Consider the following 24773-nt stretch of genomic DNA (forward strand, 5'->3'; position numbering starts at 1 on the left):
GCTCCGGGTGACAATAGGGACATGAGTGGCCCGGTCCAGCCGTACCCCCTGCACGGAAGCATCGAAGCCGAGGACGCGAAGGAGATCCTCCGCAAGGCCATCCGCACCAACCGCCAGTCGCGGTCCGAGCGGCTCCGCAAGGAAGCGGCCGCCGCCATCGCCGACGTCATCGAGACCATCCCCGAGGTCGCCTCCGCCTCGTGCGTCGCGACCTACGCCGCCCGGCCGACCGAGCCCGGTACGTCGGAGACGCTCGAACGCCTCGCCGCGCGCGGCGTCCGGCTCCTGCTGCCCGTGCTCGGCGCGGGCCTGCAGCGCGACTGGGCGCTCTACGACGGCCCCGCCGACCTCCAGGTCCGCGCGCCGGGCCGACCGCCCGAACCCGGGACCCCGGCGCTCGGCGCGGACGCGATCGCCGAGGCCGACGTCGTCGTCGCACCCGCGCTCGCCGTCGACTCGCGCGGCGTCCGGCTCGGGCAGGGCGGCGGCTGGTACGACCGCGCGCTCGAGCACGTGCGTCCCGGGACCAAGGTCGTGGCCGTCGTGTTCCCCGAGGAGGTCTACGACGCGTCCGACCGCCCGCTGCCGCTCGAGCCGCACGACAAGCTCGTCGACGCCGTCGCGACCCCGCTCGGGTGGCGCTGGCTCCCGTAGCCGGCTCCGCGGTCCGCGCTAGTCGGCCCGCACGCGCCGGGTGTCGTACGCCCACAGCGCGACCTCGACGCGGTTGCGGGCACCGAGCTTGGTCATCAGCGACGCCACGTGGGACTTGACCGTGCTCAGGCCGACGAACAGCTCGGCCGCGATCTCGGCGTTCGTGCGGCCGCGTGCCACCAGCGCGAGCACCTCCTCCTCCCGCTCGGTGAGCGGGCTGACGGGCTGGACCGGGACCACCGGCGCCCGGTCGGCGAAGGTCGCGAGCAGCCGGCGCGTGACGTTCGGGGCGATCAGCGCGTCCCCGGCGGCCGCCGCGTGGACGGCCTGCACGAGGAGCTGCGGCCCGGCGTCCTTGAGCAGGAAGCCGCGCGCGCCCGCGCGGAGCGCGCCGAGGACGTACTCGTCGAGGTCGAAGGTCGTGATCACGACGACCGCCGTCGTGCCCGGGGCGCCCGGCCCGGCCAGGCGCCGCGTCACCTCGATGCCGTCGAGCCCGGGCATCCGGATGTCGACGAGCAGGACGTCGGGACGCAGCCGCGTCGCCAGGTCGAGCGCGGCGAGCCCGTCCGCCGCCTCCCCCACGACGTCCACGTCCGGCTGCGCGCCGAGGATCATCACGAGGCCGGTCCGGACGAGGTCCTGGTCGTCGGCGACGACGACGCGGACGCTCACGCCGGGGCCTCCGTGGGCAGCACGGCCTCGACCACCCAGCCGCCCGCTGCGCCCGGCCCCGCGGTGAACGACCCGCCGAGGAGGTGGGCGCGCTCGGCCATGCCCAGCAGGCCGAACCCCGGCTGCGGCGTCGGCCCCGGGTCGGCCCGCCCGTCGTCGCGCACCCGCAGCCGGACGGCGTCCGGCTCCCGGCGGACGTCGATCTCGACGCGGGTCACGCCCCGGGCGTGCCGCACGGCGTTGGTCAGCGACTCCTGCGCGAGCCGGTAGAGGGCGGCGTCCACCGGTCGTGCGAGCCCGGAGAACGACCCGTGGAGGGACACCGCGACGACGGGCGTCGCACCCGTGCGCGCCAGGGCGGGCAGGTCGGCGACGCCCCGCGGCGGTGCGTAGGCGACGGCGTCCTCCGCGCGCAGGACCTCCACCACGGACCTCATCTCCGCCAGGGTCCGCGACGCCTCGGTCTCGATCGCGGCCAGGACCTCCGCGGCCTTCTCGGGCTGGGCACCGGCGACCACGCCGCCCGCCTGCGCCTGCACCGCGATGGCCGAGACGTGGTGGGCCACGGTGTCGTGCAGCTCGCGCGCGAGAGCGACCCGCTCCTCGTTGCGGATCTCGCGCTGCCGGCGGTGCCAGAGGTCGGCGCGGTAGCGGAACACCGCGGCGAGGGCGACGAACAGCAGCACGAAGGCGGTCCCGCCCACGACGTCGGCCCACCCCGCGGAGGACGCGTACATGCCCAGCGCGACCACGACGGCCACGAACGCCGTCCCCAGGACCGTCTCGCGGCCCGACCCCCACCGCACCAGGGAGTAGAGCAGGATCAGGACCGCCGTCGTGGAGTAGAGGCCGAGGTCCGCGGTGTGCGCCGCGAGCTGGAGGACCGAGAGCAGCGCGACGGCGCCCCAACCGACCAGGACTGTTGGCAGGGGGTGGGCCCGCCGCCAGAGCAGCGCGGGCACGAGCACGAGGGCGAGCGCCGCGACCAGGGGCCGCCACGCGAGACCCGGCCGGGCGACCGCCTCGACGACGACGACGGCCGCGAACGCGCCGGCGAGCAGCACGTCGGGGCGACCGACGGGTGGGGCGTCGGCGGGCCGCGGCTCGTGCCAGAGGGAGCGCCGGACGGTGGTCACGGGCCCAGCCTAGGGATCGCGGCGCCCGCGCGTACCCGCCGAAAGGACGAGAGACGGACCGTGCCTTCGGCCGGGAGGCACCGGCCTCCGGGCCGATGTGCGCGGCCGTCGACCCCCGCGACCGTGGACCTGTCCGATCCGCACCCTGACGACGGAGGCCACGATGAGCACCACCCCTGCGCCCACCACCACGCTGGACGACCGACCGGTCCCGGTGCGAGCCAAGCTCGCCGCCGTGTGGACCAGCTTCATGTTCCTGTACGCCTACGTCGACATCCTCGGGTTCTACACGCCCGGCGTCGTCGCGGACATCCTGGACGGGAAGGTCTTCACGTTCGACCTCTCCCAGACCTTCTCGATCTCGGCGCTGACCCTCATGGCCGTCCCGATCCTCATGGTCACGCTGTCGCTGACGCTGCCCGCCCGCGCGAGCCGCACCGCGAACCTCGTCGTGGCCGCGCTCTACGTCCCCGTCACGGTCTTCAACGTCGCGGGCGGGTTCTACCTGTACTACTACGGCCTCGGTGTCGTGCTGGAGCTCGTCCTGCTCGCCCTCGTCGTGCGGTACGCCTGGACCTGGCCGCGCATCGCGCCGTCCGCGACGAGCCCGGACCCGCGCCGCGAGGCCGTCCCCTCGCGCCCGGCGTGACGCCGGACGCCGGACGCCGGCCCGGCTACGGGACGAGCGTGAGCTCGTCCGTGCCGGCGTCGGCGACGGCCTGGGTCGTGAACGGCCACTCGAACGTCTCGCCGCGCGCCCAGGTCTTGAGCTGGTCGGCGTAGTGCTTCGACGCCGGGTGGCCGGACGTGCCGGTCACGGTGACCCACGTGGAGCGGTCGAGGTCGCCGAGGTCGACGACCATCCGCATCGACGGTCCGGCCGTCACGTCGAACGAGCCGGACGCCGCGTCCCAGGCCGTCGCGTTGACGATCGACGAGCCTCCGGGCATGCGGACCGGGTCGGGGTTGACCCAGTTGCGGACCGGTCCGGGGATCGACTCGCCGCCGAGGATCGGGTGCTCCAGCGCGAGCACGTGGAGCGTGCCCCAGGCCCAGTCGGACGGCTGCTTGCTCTGCTCGACGGTCAGGTCGAGGCGCGCGGAGACGAGCGCCTGCGTGAGCACCTCGTCGCGCGTCTCGACGACGCTCACGGTCTGCCGGTCGTCCCAGAACGGGTTCGTCGGGTCGTCGAGGAGCCTCGTCACGACGGCGAGCCAGCGGCTCCCGCCGTTCGGCCGCGCCGACTCGGGCAGGTCGTCCCAGAAGGTGAGCTCCAGCAGGTTGCGCCAGACGGCCGCGAAGTACGCGGCGGCCGCCGAGTCCGTGTCCGTCCGGTAGTCCCAGTCGGCCAGGAGCTCCTGCCCCTCGGCGGCGAAGCCGTCCTCGATCTCCTGGTCGAGCAGCAGCGGCACGAGGACCTCGGCGTAGGGGCTGCGGTCGTCGACCTGGATCTCGTTCATCGTGTCGACGTCGACGGTCCGGCCCGCGGAGATCTCGGCTTCGAGGAGCTGACGGATGCGCTGCGAGCGGTAGCCGTAGTCCCAGTCGGTCGTGAGGAACGGCGCGACGCCGGCGGGCAGCACGGCCTGGTTCGCCGCCACGACGAAGCCCTCCGCCGGGTCGACCACGCGCGGCATCTCCTCGCTCGGCACGTAGCCCTGCCAGTCGTACCGCTCGTCGGAGCCGTCGCGCGGCCACGTGCCGTCGGACGGGACGGGGGCGTCGGGCACCGACGCGCGCACCGGGATCTTGCCCGGCGCCTGGTAGCCGATGTGACCGTCCGTCGTCGCGAAGACGATGTTCTGCGCGGGCACCTCGAAGAGGGCTGCCGCCTCCTGCATGTCGTCGGCGTCCTGCGCGAGGTTGAACGCGAAGACCGCGTCGGCGGTGCGGCCCGGCTCGAGCGCGGTCCACTGGAGGGAGACGGCGTACTCGCCCAGGCGCGTGTCGAGCGCCGGGGTGCCGACCGCGGACTCGGTCGCGGGGATCGCCTCGGACACGATCGGCCCGTGCACGGTCGAGCGGATCTCGAGCTCCACGTCGTCGCCCCCGGCGACGCGCAGCGTCTCCGTCCGGCTCTCGAGCGGCACCCACTCGTCGCCGCGGAGATACGTGTCGTCGCGCACCCGCTCGACGAAGAAGTCGGTGACGTCGGCGCCCATGTTCGTCAGGCCCCACGCGAGCTGTGCGTTGTGCCCGATGATCACGCCGGGGAACCCGGCGAACGAGAAGCCCGCGACGTCGAACGCACAGTCGGGTCCGACCTCGTTGCAGTGCAGCCCCACCTGCGCCCAGATGCCGGGAGCCCCGAGGCTCAGGTGCGGGTCGTTCGCGAGGATCGGCATGCCGCTCGCGGTGTGCTCGCCCGAGACGACCCACGAGTTCGAGCCGGTGCCCTCGCCACGACCCACGAGCACGGGGACGGCGTCGAGCGCGCGGTCGGCGGCCTCGAGCGCGCTCTGCAGGTGGTCCGAGCCGTACGCGGCACGCGCCTCGGGGCCGAGCTCGAGCGCGACCTGCTGCGGGTTCTCGAGCTCGCCCGGGTCGAGGATCGGCGCGTTGACGTCGGACGGGTACGCCGGGAAGAGCTCGGCGACGCGCCCTGCGTCCTGGAGCGCGCCGAACGCGAGCGCGCGGTCGAGCTCGTCGTCGTAGTTGCCGCGCAGGTCCCACGCCATGGCCTTGAGCCACGCGAGCGAGTCGACGGGGTCCCACGGCTCGGGCTCGGCGACGTCGACCTGGAGCCCGAGCACGGTGTACTCGATCGCGATCTCGGAGGGACTGCGGTTCTCCAGGTAGGCGTTGACGCCCTCGGCGTACGCCTGGAGGTACGACTTCGTCTCGTCCGAGACGACGTCCCACTCCTCCTCGGCCACCTGCCTCCAGCCGAACGTGCGCGTCACCGCGTCCGCGGCGATGGCGTCCGGGTTGTCACCCACGAGCTCGGCGAGCCGGCCCGCCGTCACATGGCGGCGGTAGTCCATCTCGAAGAACCGGTCCTGCGCCTGGACGAAGCCCTGGGCGCGGAAGAGGTCCTCCGGGGTGTCGGCGTAGATCTGCGGCACGCCCCGGGCGTCGCGCAGCACGGTGACCTGTCCCTCGAGGCCGGGGACCTCGATCTCCCCCGAGGCCTGCGGGAGCGGCCGGCGCACCGTGACGACGACGAACGCCGCGCCCGCCACGAGCGCGACGACGAGCAGCGCCGCGACGACGAGCAGCACGTTCCGCCGCGTCGACCGGCGGCGCCGGGGAGGGACCGCGGTGTCCCCGGGGGTCACGGGGTCGGCACCGGGTGCGGTGTCACCGGCGGGGGCCTCGGCGGGTTCGTGCGCAGACACGGATGCGAGACTACCCCGGCGCCGGGCGCGCGCCGGTCCGCGTATGATTAGCACTCGGAAGTTTCGAGTGCCAGACGGTGTTGACACCGACGACCCGGCCGAGACCGTCCCGATCCCGACCGCCGGCGGCCGCACCGCGGCCGTCTCGTGAACGAGGAGAACCCGTGCCCACCTACGCGTACACGTGCACCGCCTGCGGTCACGCCTTCGACATCCACCAGTCGTTCACCGACGACGCCCTCACGGTGTGCCCGGAGTGCTCCGGCCGCCTGCGCAAGGTGTTCTCCTCGGTCGGCGTGACGTTCAAGGGCTCGGGCTTCTACCGCACCGACTCGCGCTCGGGCGGATCGTCCTCCTCGGCCGCGGCCGCGAAGTCCGGCGCGTCGAGCACGTCGACCCCGGCCGCGACGAGCTCGACGTCGTCGTCGAGCGGCTCGTCCGGCAGCGCGGCCGCGTCCTCCTGACCTGACGCCGGTGGCCGGGCTCCGGCCGCCACGCTCGACCACAGGGCACGGGGCCGCACGGCCTCCTGCGCGCACCGCCCCGGTCGTCCACAGGCCGTCGGGCGTCCCCGGCCCCGGCCTGACCGCCGCGGCTACGGTCGCGCCCATGCCTCTGCGCCCCGGCTCCCGGGAGCCCCTCCCCTCGTCCGCCCGTCGCCGCGCCCTGCGCGGGCTGTGCTGGCGGGCCCGGTTCGTCGTGGCCGCGGTGTGCTGCGGCGCCGCCGCCGCGGTGCTCGTCGGTGCGCTGCGCCCCCCACCGCCGCCGACCGCGCCCGTCGTCGTGACCACGCGCGACGTCCCGGCGGGCGCGGTCCTCGCCGGTGCGGACCTCCGCGTGGACGACGTCCCGGCCGCGCTCGTGCCCGCCGGTGCCGCGGGCGCGCCGGCCGGCGTCGTAGGTCGCCGCGCGACGGTCGCCCTCGCCGCGGGCACCCTCGTCCAGGACGCGCTCGTCGCGGGCGGCGAGCTCGTGGCGGCCGCACCGGCGGGCACGGTCGTCGCCCCGGTCCGCCTCGACCCGGGCGTCGCCGCGCTCCTCGGCCCCGGCGACCGCGTGGACCTGCTCGCGGCCGGGGACCTCGCCGCCGCGGCCGTACCGGTCGACGCGGCCGATCCCGACGGGACGTCCCAGGCCGACGACCCCTACCTCGCGCGCGCGGCGGTCGTCGTGCCCACGCCCGAGCCCGACGCCGGGGGCGGCCTCCTCGGCGCCGGCGTCACGAGCAGCGACGTCGTCACGCTCGTCGCCGTCCTGCCCGCCGAGGCGGAGCGCCTGGCCGCCGTGAGCGGCCACGCCCCGGTGACCGCCGTGCTCGTGCCCTGACGTCGCGGGCGAGAAACCCGACTCTCCGGACGAGACCGTTGCCGGAGCCGACCGCCGTTGGGAGGATCCTCCTGCTCGAGTCGTGGCGCCGCAGCCACGCGGACCACACGGAAGGGACCCATTCCATGAAGGGCGTGCTCAACGGTTTCAAGGAGTTCGTGCTCCGGGGCAACGCGATCGACCTCGCGGTCGGCGTCGTCATCGGCACCGCGTTCTCGGCCATCATCACGTCGGTCGTCGACGGCCTCATCAACCCGCTGATCGCGGCGATCTTCGGCGAGCCCGACCTCACGGGGGTCGGCAACTTCACGATCAACGGGGCGCTCTTCAGCCTCGGCCTCATCCTCGACGCGGTCTTCAAGTTCCTGTGCGTCGCGATCGCGCTCTACTTCTTCATCGTCCTGCCGATGAACCACCTCGCGGCGATGCGCAAGCAGAACGTCGAGCCGGAGCCGGAGGCCCCGGCCGAGGACGTGCTCGTCCTCCAGGAGATCCGCGACCTCCTCGCGGCGCAGGCCGGCGGTCCCGGCGCGGCCCCGGGGCGCCCGACGCCGCCGCCCACCGTCTGAGCAGCACCGCCCGAGCACGCAGGTGGCCGCGGCCCGTCCCCGCGGGGAAGGGCCGCGGCCACCAGTGCGTCGTGGGGATCGTCCGCGCTCAGTGCCGCCCGTAGTGGGGCGGGACGTCGCCGAGCAGCCGGTCGTCGTTCTCCCCCGTGCCGCCGCGCTCCGGCCGGGCCGCGTCGCCCCAGCCCTCGGCGCGCTCGTCCGCGCTCGCCCCGGGCACGACGACGCTCTCGGTCCCCCGCCGCACGGCCCGGCGCGGTCGCCTGCGCCGCCCCTCTCCCTCGGTCGGGGACGGGCGCTCGGACGACGGCACGGACTCGCTGCTCACGCCCCTATCGTCCCACCGCGCCCGGACCCGGCCCCGCGGTCGCGAGGACGGGCTACAGGTCGTCGTCGCCGTGCTGCTCGTCGTCGTCGATGACCGGGACGACGACGATGCGGTCGCCGCCGCCCGTCTGCGCGACGCCGCCGGTCTCCGGGAGGCGCGCGTCGCGCACCTCCTGCACGACCCGCCGGATGCGCTCGGCCTCCTTCGCGGGGTCGAGGAACGCGGCGGCGGACCACACCTGCGCGACGGTCCAGCCGATGCGCTCGAGCCGCTCGGCGACCTGCCGGTCGCGGACGCGGACGCTGCGCTCGGCGACGTACGCGGCGTCGTCCGTGAGGACGGCGACGAGCAACTCGCCGGGCAGGTCCGGGTGGCCGACGACGAGCGGGATGCGGTCGCCGTCGCCGATGCCGTAGTCGGTCTCCACGACGAGCCCGGCGCGCCACAGGCGCTCGGCGAGGTCGAGCACGAGACGGTCGGGGCTGCCGCCGAGGTCGACACCGTTGCCGAGCGTGACCTGGTCGGCGGCGCCGCTGCGCTGCTCGGCGAGGTCGAGCACCTCGGCGAGGAGCCGGGCGCCGGCGCCGCGCAGCCGCTCGGGGTCGAGGTCGCCCGCGGTGAAGCAGGACACGACGTGCAGGCGACGGCGGCTCGCGCCGACGGCGTCGAGCAGCATGGCCTCGGCACCGGGTGTGTTGAGGACGCCGAACCGGTGCAGGACGCGCCCGTGCGGCGTCCGGCCGAACCCGACGGACAGGACGAGGGTGTCGCGCACGAGGCCGGCGACGCCGGACACGTCGGCGACGATGACGGGCTCCTCGCGCGACCCGGAGAAGTACCCGGCGAGCGCGGGGTTCTGCCGGACCTCGACGAGGAGGGCGTCGCGGATGCGGTCGGCGTGCAGGGGCGTGACGGTGACGATCGCGAGGGACTCGTCGGGGCGCGTGAGCGCGTGCTCGATCGCGACCTCGACGACCCGGTCGACCTCGGCCTGCGTGCTCTCGACCGCGCCGGACGTCGGGTCCGGCATGCCCGCGCCGTCGACGACGTCGAGCTGCACGAGGACCTCGGCGCGCGGGAGCGGCGAGGGCCGCAGGACGCCGGCGTAGCCGTGCTCGGCGAGGAAGGTCGTCACGTACGGGTCGCGGCGCGAGCCGTCGGCGAGGAGCCGCACGGACGGGAGCAGCTCGGACAGCTCGCGGACGGTGTCGGTGGACGCGGCGCGCGGGTCGCCCACGGCGACGACCTGGCGGCCGCGCGCGAGCGCGGACAGCACGAGCTCGACGGGCGTGTGCTCGATCGCGTCGAGGACGACGAGGTCGACGGTGCGGGTCGCGGGGACGAGGTGCGGCACGAGCGTCGGGGTGGCGACGAGCACGGGGCGCAGGCGCCGCAGGACGGCGGGGTGCTTCTCCGTGGTCTCGCGCAGGCTCACGAGCCGCCCCTCGAGCAGCTCGGTGAAGAGGTCCTCGGCCTCGTCGCGGTGCTCGCGCATCGCCACGCCGAGGTGCTCGCGCACGGCGGCGCGCACGGGCGCGGCGAGCGACGCGACGTGCGCACGGTCGAGGTCGCGGAACCGCCGCGCGAGCGCGTCGAGCCCCGCGCCGTCCTGACCGGCGAGCGCCTGGTCCTGGGCAAGGATCTGCTCGAACACGGAGCTCCACCACGCGAGCTCGAGCTCGGGGCCGACCTGGTCGGCCTCGACGCGGCGCGCGACGAGGTCGGCGAGCAGCTCGCCGAGGCCGAGGTCGGTGAGCCGGCGCAGGATCGCGGTGCGCGGCGGCAGGGTGTCGAGCGACTCGGCGTCCTCGGCGAGCGCGTCGAGGCGGGCCGCGAGGTCGTCGAGCGGGAGGTCGAGCAGGTCGGCGCCGCCGGGCGTGCCGGCGAGCGCCGGCTGGAGCTCCTCGGTGTCGATCCGGACGGCCTCGTGCGTGTCCTCGATCGCCGACAGCCCCTCGGGGAGGACGGGCCAGCCCCCGCGCGGGCACTGCTCCTGCCAGACGGCGCGCTGCGCCTGCACCTCGACGAGCGCGGCGTGCAGGTCGGGCACGCGCACGCCGGGGCGCACCATGTCGCGGGCCTGGCGGCGCAGGCGACGGCGGGCGAACCAGCCCATGTCGACGCCGTGCTGCTCGCGCCACTGCTTGGTCGCGGTCGCCTCGACCATGTCCTGCGCGGTGCGCTCGAAGATCATGGGCTGGAAGACGTCGAGCGTCCCGCGCATGCCGCCGAGCATCGCGAGCTGGTCTCCCCACTGGCGCAGCGTCGTCGCGGGCGTGAGCCCGGTGCGCTGCGCGACCTGCTCGACCTGGGCGCGCAGCTGGGGCAGCGTGTGGGCGCGCAGGCGCTCGACGCGCACGAGGGCGTCGTGCGCCTCCTGCGGCGTGGTGAGCGCGGCGCCGTACCAGGGGGTGGACGCGGCGCGGGCGGTGAACGCGCCGAGCAGGGCCGCCTCGCGCAGCTCGGCGGCGACGCGCTCGCGCTGGGGCCCGATGCCGAGCACGACCTCGGTGGACAGGCGCACCCGGGTGTCGGGCGCGGGGCGCTCGGCGGTGAGGCGCGCGAGCGCCTGGAGCGCGTCGTAGGCGGAGACGCCCCACGGGTCGCGGACGAGGTGCAGCGCCTCGATGTACCCGGCGAGGCGCGCCCGCGCCCCGAGCAGCGCGTCGCGCGTGCGGGCGACGTCCTCGTCGTCGACCGGCTCGGGCTCGGACGCCATGGCGGACAGCAGCCGGTGCGAGGCGGTCTCGCGCCACGTCGGCTCCGGGACGACGTCCAGCGCGAGGCCGTCGAGACCGAGCTCGGCGAGCCGGGCGAGGAGCGCGTCGGCGGCGCGGCGGTGCCCGGGCACGTACAGGACGTGGCGCCCGGAGGCCGCGGCCTCGGCGACGACGGCGGCGAGGGTCCCGGCGACGTCGGACCCGGCGGGGGCGTCGACGAACAGGTGGGAGCCGCCCGCGAGGACGTCGACGACGTGGCGCTGGGAGGGGTCGAGGTCGCCGACGCCGCGCTCGTGCACCGGGTCGGCGTCGCCGACGCGCGGCGCGGGGAGCGCGACGTGCAGCCCGGCCGCGGCGCGCTCGTCCCCGGCGAGCGCCGCCACGACCTCGTGCCGCTCGAGCGCGGGCGCGATCTCGTCGAGGTCGTCGACGAGCACCTGGCCCGGGTGCACGAACGTGCCGACGAGCACCCGGTGGGTGAGCTCGAAGTCGTCGAGCACGGCCTGGCCGAGCGCGGCGATGCGGCGGGTCGCGTCGGCGGGGTCGAAGCCCGCACCGGTGAACGTCGAGCGCGCGAGCGTCACGGGGTCGAGCAGCGCGCCGTGCGCGCGCAGGGTCCGCGCGAGGAGCGGGTTGATCTCGGCCGTGGGCTCGAGCGTGAGCTCGTAGTCGGTCTCGCCGTCGCCCCGCGGGGTCACCGTGAGGGGGCGTAGGAGGACGGGGGCCCGCACGGTGCGCGACGCGGGCTCGTGCTCGGCGTCGCCCCCGCCGTCACCGGGGTCCGGGACGGCGTCGTTGCCGGTCCGCGCGGGGGCGCCCGCGTCGGCACCGGTCCCCGCGTGCGGGTCGTGCTCGCCGTCGGACGGCGCGGTGTCGGACGGCGCGGTGCCGTTCGGGACCGTGACGGGCGGGCGACCCGCGACGCGGGCGAGCGCGGCGACGTCGTCCTCGGCCTCGTGGGTCGCGGCGCCCTGGGTCCAGGTCGCGACGCCGATCGCCAGGTAGGTCGGGGCGACGCCGTAGCGCTGCGCGTGCTCGGCCGCGCGCACCACGACCGCACGGGCGCGGCGCCGGGCGGCGGGCAGCGAGCCGCCCTCGCGGAAGAGGTTCGACAGCCGGGTCGGGCGCCCGGCGAAGAGCTGGGCCACGCCGGAGGGGTGCGCGGCGGTGAGGTCCACGACGGCGTCGCCGAGCAGCGCGACGTCCGCGAGCGAGGAGCCGCCGGCGAGCTCGACGAGTCCGGCGCGCCAGCGCACGACGGCCTCGTCGACGAGGTCGGCCGTCGTGGGCTCGGGGACGAGCACGGGGCGCGACGGCGGCGCGTCGCCGTCGGTGGTGTCGGTGCGGTGCTGGTCGGCGGGCTGGCCGGTCCCCCCGGGAGCGGTCGCGGGCAGCCGAGCAGGATCGGCCACGCTCCGGGCGGCTGAGCTGGTGCGGGCTGCGGCATTCACGCTCCGACGCTAACCGCCCGCCTCGCGACGCCCGTCGCGGCGCGCCGGAGGGCGGCCGACCCGGTGCCGCGGGCGGCGTCGGGCGAGGGCACCGTCTCGCGCGCGGGCGCGCCGCGCGCCTGCGGCAGGGGGCACCGTCTCGCGCGCGGGCGCGCCGCGCGCCTGCGGCAGGGAACGACGAACGGCCCCGGATCGCGTCAATCGCGTTCCGAGGCCGTCGTTCCGAGCAATTCCGGAGGTGTTCTCCGGAGAAGATNAACGACGAACGGCCCCGGATCGCGTCAATCGCGTTCCGAGGCCGTCGTTCCGAGCAATTCCGGAGGTGTTCTCCGGAGAAGATTGAAACAGCGCGCACCGCGCAGGGGGCAGGCGATGCGCGCTGTCGAGGACTATCTTGCACGGCGCGATCCCAGGCGTCAACACGGGACGGAGCACCTGGACGGGTGAACCGGGCGGCGAGCCCAGCGGCGCCTGGGAATGACCTGGACGGGCGTCCACCACACGCGCGGGATTCCGCCATTCCCTGCCGGGTGGGGCGTTGCCCCCCGTGGCCGGACCACGGGTCGAACCGCCGGGCCGCGCCTGCCCCGGGCGGCGGGCGCCTCCGGCAGGATACGTCGCGCCGTCTCCCGCCCCGCGCCCCGCCCGGCCCGACCGGCGGCGTCACAGGATCTTCTCCGTTCCTCTGAGGTGCGGCCACGGCGCCCCTGAGCGAGGTCCACACCGGCGTCCTATGGTGGTGGGGACGCCCGTGGCCCGACGCCGGACCCGGCGCGGCCGCGACCCGGCCTGTGGCGACGGGCGGACCAGCCCACCACGCTACGGAGACCCCGCACCACGTGACGACGACCCACCACCTCCGCCCCGAGCGCGACGTGTCGGCGCGCCCGGAGCCCGGCCCCGACGCCGCGGACGACACCCGGCGTCCTGCCGCCCCCGGGACGAAGCCCACGGCCCCAGCGACGAAGGACGACGCCCCCGCGAAGCTGTCGCTCACGCAGGTCCTCGCGAGCGCGCTCGCCGCGGTGAGCACCACCGTGCTCCTGTCGTACTTCGGGACGGCCGGGACGATCATCGGCGCCGGCATCGCGAGCGCGCTGACCGTCGTCGCGAACTACGTGTACACGCGCTCGATCCAGAAGACGCGCGAGCAGCTCGTCCCCGTCGTCGGCAAGGTCGTCCAGGTCACGACCGGGACCGGCGCCGCGCGGGACCGCACCACGACGACGACGGTCACGACCGCCGTCGCGAACGTCCCCCGCGGCTCGGCCACCGTCGACGACGACGCGGACGGCGCGGAAGGCGCGGGCGACGCGGACGGGACGGACGCGGAGGAGGCGCAGCCCGACGCGCCCGCGACGGACACCCCGACGAACCGGTGGTTGCGCCTGGTCGACCGCTACGGCCGCGGCCCGGTGCTCACGGTCACGGCGCTCGCGCTGTTCGTCGTCGTCATGGGCGCCGTGCTCGTCGTCGAGCTGACGATCGGCAAGCCGATCGCCGACGCCGTGCGGGGCGTCGAGGGGTCGGGCACGACGATCAGCCGCGACCGCTCCGTCGGCACGGAGACGCCCGTGACCCCGGCCCCCACGGTCCCGGCCCCGGACCCGTCGGGCGTGCCGACGCAGGACCCGGTGCCCGCGCCGTCGACCACGCCCACCGAGGAGCCGACCACGGCGCCGACCGAGGAGCCCGGCGTGGAGCCGACGCCGGACCCGACCACGGACCCGACGATGCCCGAGCCCGACCCCTCGACCACGCCCGAGCCGGGCACGGGCACGGGCACGGGCGAGGAGACCGGCGAAGGGGCGCCCGTCCCCGGGACCGGCCCGGGCGAGGGTGCGACGGCCGAGCAGACGCCCGCGCCCGTGCCGCCCGCGACGAGCTGAGTCCCGGTCGGTGCGGACCGGTGCCGACCGGTGGCAGGATCACGCCATGCCGCCGACGCCGCTCGCCCCCTCTCACCGTCCGGGTCCCGTCGTGCTCGCGCTCGTCACGGTCCTGGTCTTCCTCGCGGCGTGCAGCCCGGGTGACGGCGGTCCGGCGGATGCGCAGCCGAGCGCGCCGCCCGCACGCGCCGCCGACGTCGAGGGGACCGTCGCCGGGACCGGTGACGCCGCGCGCCTCGTCGACGCCTCGGACGCCTACTACGAGGGGATGGGGCTGCTCTCCGCCGGCACCGTCGTCGTCGGGGACGACGGCACCGCGCTCACGCCCGGCGACCTGACCGACGGCGACGCCGTCGAGGTCTGGACGGACGCGTGCGCGGAGTCGTACCCCGTGCAGTGCGAGGTCGTCGCGGTCCGCGTCGCGGGCTGACCCGGCGACGCCGACCGCGACCCCACCGGGCGGTCCGGCGGGCGTGCCGCGCTACTCGCGGCCGAGCTTCGAGTCGGCCTGCTGCGTGCCCTTGTCGATCGCGTCGTCGTGCTTGCCGCCGGTCGCCTTCGACGCCGCGTCGCCGCCCTTGTCCAGGGCCGCGTCCGACGCCTTCTCGCCCTTGTCGCTGTCCAGCGCGTCGGACGCCTTGCCCTTCAGGTCGTCGATCCCCACGGTGCACCTCCTTCGTCGGCCCGGGCGGGCCGTCACGCTCATCGTGGGCACCGGTGGAGTTCGGTCGCACCCCGGCAGGGGAGGTGGCCGTGATCGGTGCGCCTGACTGGATTCGAACCAGCGACACCCGCTTTAGGAGAGCGGTGCTCTATCCCCTGAGCTACAGGCGCGTGGCCCCGGGTCAGGGCCGGAGCACAGCCTATCCGCCGCGCGTCGTGACGCGAAGCGGCGGCGCTGCGCCGCGCGCGGTCGCGCGCGAGGATGGGGCGGTGCCCGCACCTGCCGCTCCCCCGCCCGCCGACCGTCCGCGCCGGGTCGTGCTCGACTGCGACCCCGGCCACGACGACGCGGTCGCGATGCTCCTCGCGCACGGCAGCCCGGGCGTCGAGCTGGTCGCGGTGACGACGGTCGCGGGGAACCAGACGCTCGAGAAGGTCACGCGCAACGCGCTCGCGGTCGCGGAGGTCGCGGGGATCGACGCACCGGTCGCGGCCGGGTGCGACCGGCCGCTCGTGCGGCCGCGGATCGTCGCGCCGGACATCCACGGCGAGTCCGGGATGGACGGGCCGGTCCTGCCCGCGCCGCGGCGCGCCGTCGACCGGCGTCATGCGGTGGACCTCATCGTCGAGACGGTGCTCGCGGCCGAGCCGGGCGAGATCACGCTCGTGCCGACCGGCCCGCTGACGAACGTCGCGATGGCCGCGCGCAAGGAGCCGCGGATCGTGCCGCGCGTGCGCGAGGTCGTGATGATGGGCGGCGGGTACCACGTGGGCAACCGCACGCCGGTCGCGGAGTTCAACGTGCTCGCGGACCCGGAGGCGGCGCACGTGGTGCTCACGGAGCCGTGGCCCGTGACGATGGTCGGGCTCGACCTCACGCACCAGGCCGTCGCGACGCCGGACGTGCGCGACCGGGTGGCCGCGCTCGGCACGGCGCCGGCCCGGCTCGTCGGCGACCTGCTCGACTTCTACGGGACGACGTACCGGTCCGCGCAGGGGTTCCCCCACCCGCCGGTCCACGACCCGTGCGCGGTCGCGTACGTCGTCGACCCGGACGTCATGACGACGCGGCGCGCGCCCCTGGACGTCGAGCTGCACGGGTCGCTGACGACCGGCATGACCGTGGCCGACCTGCGCGGGGAGGAGCCCGGCTCGGACGCGTGCCGCACGCAGGTCGCGGTCACGCTCGACCACGCGCGGTTCTGGGACCTCGTCGTGGACGCGCTGGCGCGGCTGGGCGACCCCGCCTGAGGGGCGAGGTCCTGCCGGCCCGGACCGACGGTCGGCAGGACCTCGGTCTCAGTCCCCGAGGACCGCCCGCAGGAACTCCTGCGTGCGCTCGTGGGTGGGCGAGGTGAACATCGTCTCGGGGTCGGCCTCCTCGACGATGCGGCCGTGGTCGAACATGAGCACGCGGTTGGACACGTCGCGGGCGAACTGCATCTCGTGCGTGACGATGAGCATGGTGATGTCGGTGGTCTCGGCGACCTCGCGCAGCACGCCGAGCACGTCGGCGACGATCTCCGGGTCGAGCGCGGACGTCACCTCGTCGAGCAGGAGGATCTCCGGGTCCATCGCGAGGGCGCGCGCGATCGCGACGCGCTGCTGCTGGCCGCCGGAGAGCTGCGTGCACCGCGCGTCGCGCTTGTCCGCGAGCCCGACCTGGTCGAGCAGTTCCTCCGCGCGGACCGTGGCCTGCGCCCGGGCCAGCCCGAGCACGTGCATCGGCGCCTCGATGATGTTCTCCAGCACGGACATGTTGGGGAACAGGTTGAACTGCTGGAACACCATCCCCACGCGCCGTCGCACGGCGCGGCGCCGCTTCTCCGGCACCTCGACCCGCTTCCCGCCGCGGATCTCGTGGGTGTACGGGTCGCCGTCGACGAGGATGATCCCGCCGTCCGCCTCCTCGAGCGTCATGAGGAGGCGCAGGATCGTCGTCTTCCCCGACCCGGACGGGCCGATGAGGGTGACGCGGTCGCCCTTCGCGACGCTGAAGTCGAGCCCGTCGAGCACGGTGTTGTCGCCGAAGCGCTTGACGACGCCCTGGAACTCGATGGCGGGCACGGCGCCCTGGACGGTGGTGGTCGCCCGCGCGGGCGCGGGCGCGGTGCCCGACGGCACGGCGTCGCGGGGTGCGGTGGTCTCAGGCAAGGCGGTTCTCCAATCGGCGGACGAGGAGCGACGTCGGGTAGCTCGCCAGGAGGAAGAGCAGCCCGACCATCGTCAGCGCCTCGGTGTAGACGAACGTGCGGCCCCCGAACTGCTGCGCGGCCGTGAACATCTCCACGACGCTGATCGCGAAGAGGTAGGGCGTCTCCTTGAACATGGAGATCGCGTAGTTGCCCAGGCCGGGCAGCGTCTTGCGGATCGCCTGCGGCAGGACGACCGCGCGCCACACGCGCGTGCGCGGCAGGTCGAGCGCCTTGGCGGCCTCCCACTGGCCGCGCGGGACGGCGTCGATCCCCGCCCGGTACACCTCGGACATGTACGTCGCGTAGTGCACGCCCAGCACGACGCACCCGACCACGAGGGCCGGGACGCTCGGCAGCATGAGGTAGACGAACACGAGCTGCACGAGCAGCGGGGTCGACCGGACGAACTCGACCGCGAGGCCCACGGGCGCGGTGACCCACCGGCTGCGCGAGCGCCGCACGAGCGCGACGAGCAGGCCGAGGACGGCGGCGATCGCCGTGCCGACGACCGTCGCGAGCAGGGTGATGCGGAATCCCTCGAGGATCGGGGGCAGCGCCTCGGCGGCGCGCTGCCAGCTCCAGACGTCGTTCACGCGGCGCCTCCCCTCGTCGTGGCCGGGACGGGCGCGACGCGCAGCACCTCGCGCAGCGAGGGCCCGCTGCCGAGCCGGTTCTTCGCGCGCACCTCGAGCGCGTTCATGCCGAGCGTCAGCACGTACGCGAGCGCGAAGTACACGAGCAGGCCCACGGTGTAGGAGAAGAAGGTGTCCTGCGTGCTGCGCCGCAGCTGCTCGATGAAGTAGTTGACGTCGTGCAGCAGGATGTAGGTCGCCAGCGCGGAGCCCTTGAGGAGCTGGATGAGCAGGTTCGTGAGCATGGGGATCATGAGGGCCCACGCCTGCGGCAGGATCACGCGGCGCAGGCGGTGCACGGGGCCGAGGTCGAGCGCGGTCGCGGCCTCCCACTGGCCCTGCGGCACGGCGTTGATCGACCCGCGCACCACCTCGGCGCCGTACGCGCCGTAGTTGAGGCCGAGCGCGAGGATGCCGCACGCGAGCGACTCCATGCGGAAGCCGAAGACGGGCAGGACGTAGAAGAGCCAGAAGAGCTGGACGACGAGCGACGTCCCGCGGAAGAACTCGACGACGAACCGCGACGGTCCGCGCACCCACAGGCTCCCGGCCCGCGAGCCGAGGCCCAGGAGCAGGGCGAGGACGAGGGCGAGCGCCGCACCCCCCAGCGTGAGCTGGAGGGTGACGACGACGCCCTCGCCGAGCCGTGGCAGCGCGTCACGGAGCGTGCTGAGGTTGTCGGACACGCGGGGACCTCAGGAGTCCGAGCCGAGCTCCGGCGCGAGCTCGGTGGCGAGCGCGTCGAGGTCTCCCTCGCACAGCTTCTCCGTGGTCAGGCCCTCGACGGGGCGCTCGGCCGCGGTGAACCCGAACTCCCCGACGATGTCGAGGTAGCGGTCCTCGTCGGCGACGATCTCGGCGAGCTTCTCGTTGTACGCCTCGAGCAGGTCGGTGTCGCTCGTGCGGAAGACGGTGCCGCCCGCGCCGATCTGCGGGACGCCGTCGATCTCGGCCACGAAGGACTCCGTGACCTCGACGGGCGCGTCGGTGCTGTCGGCGAGGTGGTTGAGCGAGATGCCGGTGAGCGCGAACGCGTCGGCGCGGCCGGCGACGACGGCGTCGAGGCCGTCCTGGGGCGTGCCGACCTCGAGGTTGTCGATGCCGAGCTGGCGCGCGTAGTCGCCCTCGATCGCGCCGGTCATGGTGGCGAGCGTGATGCCCGCGTCGGCGGCGGACTGCATGTCCGTGAGCCCGTCGGGGTTGCCCTCGGGCGTCATGAACGCCGTGGTGTACATGAACTCGGGCTCGCTGAACGCGGCCTGCGCGCAGCGGTCGGGCAGGATCGACATGCCCGCGCTGACGGCGTCGAAGCGGTTGGCCGTGAGGCCGGGGATGAGCGAGCCGAACTCCGTGTTCACGCCCTCGACCGTGTCGATGCCGAGCTCGGCGAAGATCTCGCGGTGCAGGGCGACCGTCGCGCCCGTGAGCTCGCCGCCGTCCTCGTAGCTGTAGGGGGCCTCGCCGGCGAAGCCGACGGTGATGGTCCCGCGGTCCTGCAGCGTCTCGAGCGCGCTCCCGCCGGAGGTCTCGCTCGTGCTCCCGCCCCCGCCGTCGACGCTCGTGCAGGCCGCGGTCGCGGCGAGGAGGAGGACGGCGCCCGAGCCCAGGAGGGCGCGGTGCCGGGTCGCGGTGGTTCGCGTGGAAGTCATGGTTCCCTTCGTGGCCGCCGACGCCGGGGCGCGGGCGGTCATGGCTGGTTGGACGGTCGTCCACGCTAACGCGCTGTCGACCGTTCGACAATCCGATGTTCCTACTGTCAGATTGTCTACAATCGACGTCGCGGGCGTGATCCGGCCGATCGGGCGCCGGGTACGGGCCGCAGACAGGGGATGATGTGATACCGGATCGTGACCTCGATCGACCGTTCGACGACCTCGGAGGAGAGCCGATGAGCCCGGCCTCGCGCGCACCGCTCACCGCACCGTTCCTCTCGCCGGTGACCCGTCCGTCGACGGTGGACCTCATCGCCCGGGAGCTGCGCGACGCGATCTACTCCGGCGCGCTGCGCGTCGGGTCGCCGATCCGCGAGGTGGAGATCGCCGGCCAGCTCGGCGTGAGCCGCGGCCCGTTCCGCGAGGCCGCGCAGCGGCTCGTGCAGGAGGGGCTGCTCACCGCGACGCCGGGGCGCGGCCTGAGCGTCGTGACCATCGGCCGCGAGCGCATCCCCGCCCTGTACGCCGCGCGCACGAGCGTCGAGACGACCGCGGCGCGCCTCGCCGTGGCGACCGCGTCCGCCGCGGACGTCGCCGCCGTCCGCACCGCCTACCGCGCGCTCGTCGAGGCGGGCGACTCGCAGGACGCGCGCCGCATCGGGGACGCCGACCTCAACCTGCACTGGGCGCTCGTCGCCGCGAGCGGCAACCCCTGGCTCCTGCGGTGGATGACGACGCTCATCGTCGAGGTGCGCGTCGCGAGCTTCACGGTGAGCGACGAGTACGCCGTGCGCGCCGACTCGGCCGCGTCGCACGAGGAGATCGTCCTGCGGCTCGAGGAGCGCGACGCCGACGCGCTCGTCGCCGCGCTCACGACGAACCTCACGGAGGCCGTCGCACGGCTCACCGCGCCGCAGGAGGCGGACGTCGAGACGCTCGAGGAGCCGCACCCCGTGCCGCCGCCGCGGCTCGACCCGATCGAGCCGTCGGGACTGATCTGAGGCTCAGCGCCGTACGTCGACGACGCGGAAGCGCAGCCCTGTCGACGACGTGCGCCACTCCCCCGGCTCACGGACCCAGCCGTCCCCGGGCACCGGGGCGAACGTGTCGCCCTCGACGACGGCGTCGATCTCGGTGATCACGCACCGGTCCGCGACGGCGAGCGTCGCCGCGTAGAGCTGCGCCCCGCCGATCACCCACACCTCGTCCGACCCGGCGTCTCGCGCCGCCGCGCGGGCGACCGCGAGCGCCGCGTCGACCGTCCCCGCCACGCGCACGGGGGCGCCGGCCCCGTCGGCCGCGGGACCGCCGTCGGGCGACCACGCCTCCTGACGCGTCACGACGAGGTTCGTGCGCCCCGGCAGCGGCCGGAACCGGGGCGGGAGCGAGTCCCACGTGCGGCGCCCCATGACCACGGGGTGCCCGGACGTGAGCCGGCGGAAGTGCGCGAGGTCCTCGGGCAGGTGCCACGGCATGGTGCCGCCCGCGCCGATGACGGGCCGTCCGGCGCCGTCGCGCGCCTGGGCCCAGACGAGTCCGAGCATCAGACGGCGATCGGGGCCTTGATCGTCGGGTGGTGCTGGTACCCGACGACCTCGATGTCCTCGTACTCGTACGCGTCGATCGAGTCGCGCGGGGCGAGGCGCAGCGTCGGGTAGGGGTACGGCTCGCGCGTGAGCTGCTCGCGCACCTGCTCGACGTGGTTGTCGTAGATGTGCACGTCGCCGCCGGTCCACACGAAGTCGCCGACCTCGAGCCCCGTCTGCGCGGCGACCATGTGCACGAGCAGCGCGTACGACGCGATGTTGAACGGCACGCCGAGGAACAGGTCGGCCGAGCGCTGGTAGAGCTGGCACGAGAGCCTGCCGTCGGCGACGTAGAACTGGAAGAGCGCGTGGCACGGCGGCAGGGCCATGTCCTCGATCTCCGCGACGTTCCACGCGGAGACGATGTGCCGCCGCGAGTCGGGGTTGGCGCGGATCTGCTCGATCACCCGGGCGACCTGGTCCACGTGGCGGCCGTCCGGTGTCGGCCACGAGCGCCACTGGACGCCGTAGACCGGTCCGAGCTCGCCGTCCGCGTCCGCCCACTCGTCCCAGATGGTCACGCCGCGCTCCTGGAGCCAGCGCACGTTCGAGTCGCCGCGCAGGAACCACAGCAGCTCGTACGCGATCGACTTGAGGTGCACGCGCTTGGTCGTGATCAGCGGGAACCCCTGCGAGAGGTCGAAGCGGAGCTGCCGACCAAACACGCTGCGGGTGCCCGTCCCCGTCCGGTCGCCCTTGTGCGTCCCGTGCTCCAGGACGTCGCGCAGGAGGTCCTCGTACGGGGTCGGGACGGCGCCCGCGGGGGTGCCCGACGGCGCGGGCCCGCCGGTGCTCAGCGGTGCGGTCGGGGCGGAGGTCGCGTCGAGTGCCACGCGCGCCAGTCTAGGCACCGCGGTCGGTCGCGGCTCGCGACGCTCAGCGGTCCTGGCCGTCGGGCGTCGGCGCGTAGTCGCGGTGGCCCGCGACCAGGGCCGGGGGCACGGCGTCGGCGAGGCGGCGCAGGTCGTCCGCGGTGAGCTCGAGGCTCGCGGCCGCGGCGTTCTCGTCGAGCCGCTCGCGACGGCGCGTCCCGGGGATGGGCACCGCGCCCTGCGCGACGACCCACGCGAGCGCGACCTGGGCCTCGGTGACGCCCTTCTCCGCGGCGATCCCGCGCACGCGGTCCGCGAGCCGCAGGTTCGCGGCGAACGCGTCAGGCCGGAACCGCGGCAGGCCGCGGCGCGCGTCGTCGGGCGCGAGGTCGTCGAGGCTGCGCACGCTGCTCGTGAGCACGCCGCGCCCGAGCGGGGAGAACGCGACGAGGCCGATGCCGAGCTCGTCCATGACGGCCTTCTCCCCGTTGCGCAGCACGTCCGGGGAGAACAGGGAGAGCTCCGACTGCACGGCCGCGAGCGGGTGCACGGCGTGCGCGCGCCGGATCGTGGCGGCCGACACCTCGGAGAGGCCGAGGTGACGCACCTTGCCGGCCGCGACGAGCTCGGCCATCGCGCCGACGGACTCCTCGATCGGCACGGCCGGGTCGGCGCGGTGCAGGTAGTAGAGGTCGATGACGTCGGTGCCGAGGTGCCGCAGCGACCGGTCGGCGGCTCGGCGGATGTACTCGGGCGTGCCGTTGCGGCCGTGGACCGTGCCGTCGTCGTCGGTCTCGGCCGACGCCTTCGTCGCGAGCACGACCTCGTCGCGACGGTCGCCGAGCGCCCGGCCGAGCAGCTTCTCGTTCTCGAACGGCCCGTACGCCTCGGCGGTGTCGACGAAGGTCACGCCCGCGTCGACGGCGTGCCGGAGCGTCGCGACGGCCTCGGCCTCGTCCGTCGGCCCGTAGAACGCGCTCATGCCCATCGCGCCGAGGCCGACCGCGGACACGCGCAGGCCGTCGCCGAGCGGGACGACCGGGGGTCGCGCGGCGGGGCGGACCCCGGCGGGTCGGGTCGTGGGGGTCGTCATCGGGGGTCCTCCTGGTCCGGTGCGGTGACCGCGCGGTAGGACGCGATCTTGGCGTCGAGCGCCGCGAGGTGGCGCCGCGTGCGCTCCAGCGCCGCGAGCACGCGCTCGCGGTGCCGCTCGAGCACGACGAGGCGCTCGGCCTCGGTGCCCGCGCGGCGGCTCAGGTCCGCCATGACGCGCACGTCGGCGATCGACATGCCCGTCTCGCGCAGCATGACGAGACCGGCGAGCCACGCCAGGTCGTGCGCGCCGTAGCGCCGCCGCCCGCCGCCGTCGCGCGGCGCGGGGTCGAGGAGGAGGCCCTCCTTCTCGTAGTAGCGCAGCGTGTCGACGCTCAGGCCGACGGCACGGGCGGCGTCCCCGATGGCGAGGCCCTCGGGTGGCACGTCGGCGGGCGGTACGGGGATCAGCGGGTCGGGCATGCCTCGAGCATCCGACCTGGAGCGCGCTCCAGGTCAAGGGCGCCCGGGCGTGACGCACGTCATGTCACGGGACGCCGGGGCGGCCGGTCGAGAGGGTGAGGCACCCGCGAGGGCGCCGAGCGGGTGCGACGCACAGGAGGCAGTGATGGAACGCATCGTCGTCGTCGGTGGGGGCTACGCCGGGTTCACGGCGGCCCGGGTGCTCGAGAAGCGCCTGCGGCGCGAGCTGCGCCGCGGCGAGGTCGAGGTCGTCCTCGTGGACCCGCGCCCGTACATGACGTACCAGCCGTTCCTGCCCGAGGTCGTCGCCGGTTCCGTCGAGGCGCGGCACGCCGCCGTCGCGCACCGCAGCCACCTGCGCCGCACGCGCCTGCTCGACGGGACGGTCGAGCGCGTGGACCACGCGCGGCACGTCGTCGTCGTGCGCCCGCGCTCGGGCGAGCCGTACGACCTGACGTACGACACCGTCGTCGTCACGGCCGGCGCGGTGACGCGCGTGTTCCCCGTGCCCGGCGTCGCCGAGCACGCGATCGGCATGAAGCACGTCGAGGAGGCCGTCGCGATCCGCGACCGGCTCCTCACCTCGTTCGACCGGGCGGCGAGCCTCCCGGCCGGGCCGGAGCGCGAGCGGCTGCTCACCGTGACGTTCGTCGGCGGCGGGTTCTCCGGCGTCGAGGGGTTCGCCGAGCTGCTGTCGCTCGCGCACGACCTCACGCGCGTCTACCCCGAGATCGACCCGGCGGAGCTGCGGTTCCACCTCGTCGAGCGCAACCCGCGCATCCTGCCGGAGGTCACCGAGCGACCGGGGCGGTGGGTCGTGCGCGAGCTCGAGCGCCGCGGCGCGCACGTGCACCTGGAGGCCGGCCTCGTGTCGGCCGAGGGCGGCGTCGTCACGCTGTCGACCGGGGAGTCGTTCGCGTCCGGCCTGCTCGTCTGGACCGCGGGGAACGCCGCGAACCCCGTGGTCGCGACGCACACGGACCTGCCCGTGGACGCGCGCGGCTACCTCGTCACGCGGCCGGACCTGCGGGTCGGCACGGTGGACGACACCGTGCCCGACGCGTGGGCCGCCGGCGACGGCGCGGCCGTGCCGGACCTCGCCCTGCCGGCCCCGGGCGCGCTGACCGTCCCGAACGCGCAGCACGCCGTGCGCCAGGGACGCCGCCTCGCCAAGAACCTCGTCGCGGCGCGGCGCGGGCGCCCGACCCGGCCCTACGTGCACGGGAGTCTCGGGGTGGTGGCGACGCTCGGGCTCGGCTCGGGGGTCTTCCAGTACCACCGGGTCGTCGTGCGGGGGCGGCTCGCGTGGTTCATGCACCGCGGCTACCACGTCCTCGCGATCCCGACGTGGGAGCGCACGGTCCGCGTCCTCGCCGTCTGGTCCACCGCCGTGCTGTTCGGGCGCGACGTCGTCTCGCTCGCCGAGGTGCAGCGGCCCCGCGACGCGTTCGTCGCCGGCGCGACGGCGGCGGGTGCGACGGCGGGCGCCCGGCGCGTCACCGGGCCCTCGGGCCCGACCGACCGGTCCGCCACCGGGCCCGCGGCCGCCTCACGGCGCGCGGAGCAGCCTGCCGCGACGGACCCCGTCCGCGCGGCCTGAGACCGCCGTCCGGGCCCGCCGGCCCGCCCCGACCG

Annotated in this window: 24 protein-coding genes and 1 tRNA gene; 10 read left to right on the top strand and 15 right to left on the bottom strand. The window is 75.2% G+C overall.

Annotated elements, in window-relative coordinates; genetic code table 11:
• The first annotated feature begins 21 nt into the window (after nucleotides 1-21).
• Nucleotides 22-654: a 5-formyltetrahydrofolate cyclo-ligase gene (locus GJV82_RS00320; RefSeq protein WP_024841250.1), complete on the top strand. Its 633-nt coding sequence runs from the start codon at nucleotides 22-24 to the stop codon at nucleotides 652-654.
• An 18-nt stretch (nucleotides 655-672) separates the two neighbouring features.
• On the opposite strand, the gene GJV82_RS00325 is transcribed toward GJV82_RS00320, so the two are convergent.
• Both GJV82_RS00325 and GJV82_RS00330 read right to left on the bottom strand, forming a co-directional pair.
• Nucleotides 673-1329: a response regulator transcription factor gene (locus GJV82_RS00325; protein WP_318657113.1), complete on the bottom strand. Its 657-nt coding sequence runs from the start codon at nucleotides 1327-1329 to the stop codon at nucleotides 673-675.
• Nucleotides 1326-2465: a sensor histidine kinase gene (locus GJV82_RS00330; RefSeq protein ID WP_318657114.1), complete on the bottom strand. Its 1140-nt coding sequence runs from the start codon at nucleotides 2463-2465 to the stop codon at nucleotides 1326-1328. The genes GJV82_RS00325 and GJV82_RS00330 overlap by 4 nt, the downstream gene beginning before the upstream one ends.
• A gap of 163 nt (nucleotides 2466-2628) precedes the next feature.
• On the opposite strand from GJV82_RS00330, the gene GJV82_RS00335 reads away from it, so the two are divergent.
• Nucleotides 2629-3114, top strand: coding sequence for a DUF6326 family protein (locus GJV82_RS00335; protein ID WP_155097845.1), 486 nt, complete (start codon nucleotides 2629-2631; stop codon nucleotides 3112-3114).
• 25 nt (nucleotides 3115-3139) lie between these two features.
• On the opposite strand, the gene GJV82_RS00340 is transcribed toward GJV82_RS00335, so the two are convergent.
• On the bottom strand, nucleotides 3140-5686 hold the full coding sequence (locus GJV82_RS00340) for a penicillin acylase family protein (protein ID WP_318657138.1): 2547 nt from the start codon (nucleotides 5684-5686) through the stop codon (nucleotides 3140-3142).
• Nucleotides 5687-5967: 281 nt separating this feature from the next.
• On the opposite strand from GJV82_RS00340, the gene GJV82_RS00345 reads away from it, so the two are divergent.
• The 3 genes from GJV82_RS00345 to mscL all read left to right on the top strand — a co-directional run bounded on the left by GJV82_RS00345 (nucleotide 5968) and on the right by mscL (nucleotide 7698).
• On the top strand, nucleotides 5968-6267 hold the full coding sequence (locus GJV82_RS00345; RefSeq protein ID WP_318657115.1) for an FmdB family zinc ribbon protein: 300 nt from the start codon (nucleotides 5968-5970) through the stop codon (nucleotides 6265-6267).
• A gap of 145 nt (nucleotides 6268-6412) precedes the next feature.
• Complete coding sequence (locus tag GJV82_RS00350) at nucleotides 6413-7129, top strand: SAF domain-containing protein (RefSeq protein WP_155097846.1); 717 nt, start codon at nucleotides 6413-6415, stop codon at nucleotides 7127-7129.
• A 125-nt stretch (nucleotides 7130-7254) separates the two neighbouring features.
• The gene (gene mscL / locus GJV82_RS00355) at nucleotides 7255-7698 is read left to right on the top strand and encodes a large conductance mechanosensitive channel protein MscL (protein WP_155097847.1); all 444 of its coding nucleotides are present in this window, start codon (nucleotides 7255-7257) and stop codon (nucleotides 7696-7698) included.
• A gap of 88 nt (nucleotides 7699-7786) precedes the next feature.
• Here mscL and GJV82_RS00360 read toward each other — a convergent pair whose 3' ends face one another.
• On the bottom strand, nucleotides 7787-8023 hold the full coding sequence (locus tag GJV82_RS00360; RefSeq protein WP_024841258.1) for a hypothetical protein: 237 nt from the start codon (nucleotides 8021-8023) through the stop codon (nucleotides 7787-7789).
• Between the two features lie 52 nt (nucleotides 8024-8075).
• Nucleotides 8076-12155, bottom strand: a complete 4080-nt coding sequence (locus GJV82_RS00365) for a hypothetical protein (protein ID WP_318657116.1) — start codon at nucleotides 12153-12155, stop codon at nucleotides 8076-8078.
• 878 nt (nucleotides 12156-13033) lie between these two features.
• Between GJV82_RS00365 and GJV82_RS00370 the strand changes: the two genes are divergently transcribed.
• Together GJV82_RS00370 and GJV82_RS00375 are read left to right on the top strand one after the other, a co-directional pair.
• Nucleotides 13034-14083 (top strand): hypothetical protein, encoded by a 1050-nt coding sequence (locus GJV82_RS00370; RefSeq protein ID WP_155097848.1) that lies wholly within the window; start codon nucleotides 13034-13036, stop codon nucleotides 14081-14083.
• Nucleotides 14084-14129: 46 nt separating this feature from the next.
• Entirely contained in the window at nucleotides 14130-14513 is a 384-nt protein-coding gene (locus GJV82_RS00375) for a hypothetical protein (RefSeq protein WP_155097849.1), read from the top strand.
• A gap of 51 nt (nucleotides 14514-14564) precedes the next feature.
• Here the strand turns inward: GJV82_RS00375 and GJV82_RS00380 are convergent, their stop codons facing one another.
• Both GJV82_RS00380 and GJV82_RS00385 read right to left on the bottom strand, forming a co-directional pair.
• Nucleotides 14565-14747, bottom strand: a complete 183-nt coding sequence (locus GJV82_RS00380; protein WP_024841262.1) for an Rv0909 family putative TA system antitoxin — start codon at nucleotides 14745-14747, stop codon at nucleotides 14565-14567.
• 97 nt (nucleotides 14748-14844) lie between these two features.
• Nucleotides 14845-14917: transfer RNA gene (locus GJV82_RS00385), tRNA-Arg, on the bottom strand.
• Nucleotides 14918-15016: 99 nt separating this feature from the next.
• On the opposite strand from GJV82_RS00385, the gene uriH reads away from it, so the two are divergent.
• Nucleotides 15017-15997, top strand: a complete 981-nt coding sequence (uriH, locus tag GJV82_RS00390; RefSeq protein ID WP_024841263.1) for a uridine-preferring nucleoside hydrolase UriH — start codon at nucleotides 15017-15019, stop codon at nucleotides 15995-15997.
• A gap of 48 nt (nucleotides 15998-16045) precedes the next feature.
• On the opposite strand, the gene ehuA is transcribed toward uriH, so the two are convergent.
• From ehuA to GJV82_RS00410, 4 genes are all read right to left on the bottom strand, one after another.
• Nucleotides 16046-16813, bottom strand: a complete 768-nt coding sequence (gene ehuA / locus GJV82_RS00395; protein ID WP_318657139.1) for an ectoine/hydroxyectoine ABC transporter ATP-binding protein EhuA — start codon at nucleotides 16811-16813, stop codon at nucleotides 16046-16048.
• Nucleotides 16814-16892: 79 nt separating this feature from the next.
• Nucleotides 16893-17534: an ectoine/hydroxyectoine ABC transporter permease subunit EhuD gene (gene ehuD, locus GJV82_RS00400; RefSeq protein WP_024841265.1), complete on the bottom strand. Its 642-nt coding sequence runs from the start codon at nucleotides 17532-17534 to the stop codon at nucleotides 16893-16895.
• The gene (gene ehuC, locus GJV82_RS00405) at nucleotides 17531-18259 is read right to left on the bottom strand and encodes an ectoine/hydroxyectoine ABC transporter permease subunit EhuC (protein WP_318657117.1); all 729 of its coding nucleotides are present in this window, start codon (nucleotides 18257-18259) and stop codon (nucleotides 17531-17533) included. The genes ehuD and ehuC overlap by 4 nt, the downstream gene beginning before the upstream one ends.
• 9 nt (nucleotides 18260-18268) lie before the next feature.
• Nucleotides 18269-19222: a transporter substrate-binding domain-containing protein gene (locus tag GJV82_RS00410; protein ID WP_024841267.1), complete on the bottom strand. Its 954-nt coding sequence runs from the start codon at nucleotides 19220-19222 to the stop codon at nucleotides 18269-18271.
• Nucleotides 19223-19461: 239 nt separating this feature from the next.
• On the opposite strand from GJV82_RS00410, the gene GJV82_RS00415 reads away from it, so the two are divergent.
• Nucleotides 19462-20226, top strand: a complete 765-nt coding sequence (locus tag GJV82_RS00415; protein ID WP_024841268.1) for a GntR family transcriptional regulator — start codon at nucleotides 19462-19464, stop codon at nucleotides 20224-20226.
• 3 nt (nucleotides 20227-20229) lie between these two features.
• Here the strand turns inward: GJV82_RS00415 and GJV82_RS00420 are convergent, their stop codons facing one another.
• From GJV82_RS00420 to GJV82_RS00435, 4 genes are all read right to left on the bottom strand, one after another.
• Complete coding sequence (locus GJV82_RS00420; RefSeq protein ID WP_179151496.1) at nucleotides 20230-20769, bottom strand: dihydrofolate reductase; 540 nt, start codon at nucleotides 20767-20769, stop codon at nucleotides 20230-20232.
• Complete coding sequence (locus GJV82_RS00425) at nucleotides 20769-21608, bottom strand: thymidylate synthase (RefSeq protein ID WP_155097913.1); 840 nt, start codon at nucleotides 21606-21608, stop codon at nucleotides 20769-20771. The genes GJV82_RS00420 and GJV82_RS00425 overlap by 1 nt, the downstream gene beginning before the upstream one ends.
• Nucleotides 21609-21687: 79 nt before the next feature.
• Nucleotides 21688-22716, bottom strand: coding sequence for an aldo/keto reductase (locus tag GJV82_RS00430; protein WP_155097852.1), 1029 nt, complete (start codon nucleotides 22714-22716; stop codon nucleotides 21688-21690).
• Complete coding sequence (locus GJV82_RS00435; RefSeq protein WP_051471775.1) at nucleotides 22713-23138, bottom strand: MerR family transcriptional regulator; 426 nt, start codon at nucleotides 23136-23138, stop codon at nucleotides 22713-22715. Before GJV82_RS00435 ends, GJV82_RS00430 begins: the two co-directional genes overlap by 4 nt.
• 145 nt (nucleotides 23139-23283) lie before the next feature.
• Here GJV82_RS00435 and GJV82_RS00440 point away from each other — a divergent pair, with 145 nt between their 5' ends.
• Nucleotides 23284-24738 (top strand): NAD(P)/FAD-dependent oxidoreductase, encoded by a 1455-nt coding sequence (locus GJV82_RS00440; protein ID WP_155097853.1) that lies wholly within the window; start codon nucleotides 23284-23286, stop codon nucleotides 24736-24738.
• The last annotated feature ends 35 nt before the right edge of the window (nucleotides 24739-24773 follow it).

The organism is Cellulosimicrobium composti (genome assembly GCF_009711085.1).
GTDB lineage: Bacteria > Actinomycetota > Actinomycetes > Actinomycetales > Cellulomonadaceae > Cellulosimicrobium > Cellulosimicrobium composti.

Coding starts and splice junctions, on each gene's coding strand:
- GJV82_RS00430 (WP_155097852.1), bottom strand. CDS start 22,716: ATGACGACCCCCACGACCCGACCCGCCGGGGTCCGCCCCGCCGCGCGA.
- GJV82_RS00410 (WP_024841267.1), bottom strand. CDS start 19,222: ATGACTTCCACGCGAACCACCGCGACCCGGCACCGCGCCCTCCTGGGC.
- GJV82_RS00435 (WP_051471775.1), bottom strand. CDS start 23,138: ATGCCCGACCCGCTGATCCCCGTACCGCCCGCCGACGTGCCACCCGAG.
- GJV82_RS00335 (WP_155097845.1), top strand. CDS start 2,629: ATGAGCACCACCCCTGCGCCCACCACCACGCTGGACGACCGACCGGTC.
- GJV82_RS00415 (WP_024841268.1), top strand. CDS start 19,462: ATGAGCCCGGCCTCGCGCGCACCGCTCACCGCACCGTTCCTCTCGCCG.
- GJV82_RS00320 (WP_024841250.1), top strand. CDS start 22: ATGAGTGGCCCGGTCCAGCCGTACCCCCTGCACGGAAGCATCGAAGCC.
- GJV82_RS00420 (WP_179151496.1), bottom strand. CDS start 20,769: ATGCTCGGACTCGTCTGGGCCCAGGCGCGCGACGGCGCCGGACGGCCC.
- GJV82_RS00375 (WP_155097849.1), top strand. CDS start 14,130: ATGCCGCCGACGCCGCTCGCCCCCTCTCACCGTCCGGGTCCCGTCGTG.
- mscL (WP_155097847.1), top strand. CDS start 7,255: ATGAAGGGCGTGCTCAACGGTTTCAAGGAGTTCGTGCTCCGGGGCAAC.
- GJV82_RS00350 (WP_155097846.1), top strand. CDS start 6,413: ATGCCTCTGCGCCCCGGCTCCCGGGAGCCCCTCCCCTCGTCCGCCCGT.
- GJV82_RS00440 (WP_155097853.1), top strand. CDS start 23,284: ATGGAACGCATCGTCGTCGTCGGTGGGGGCTACGCCGGGTTCACGGCG.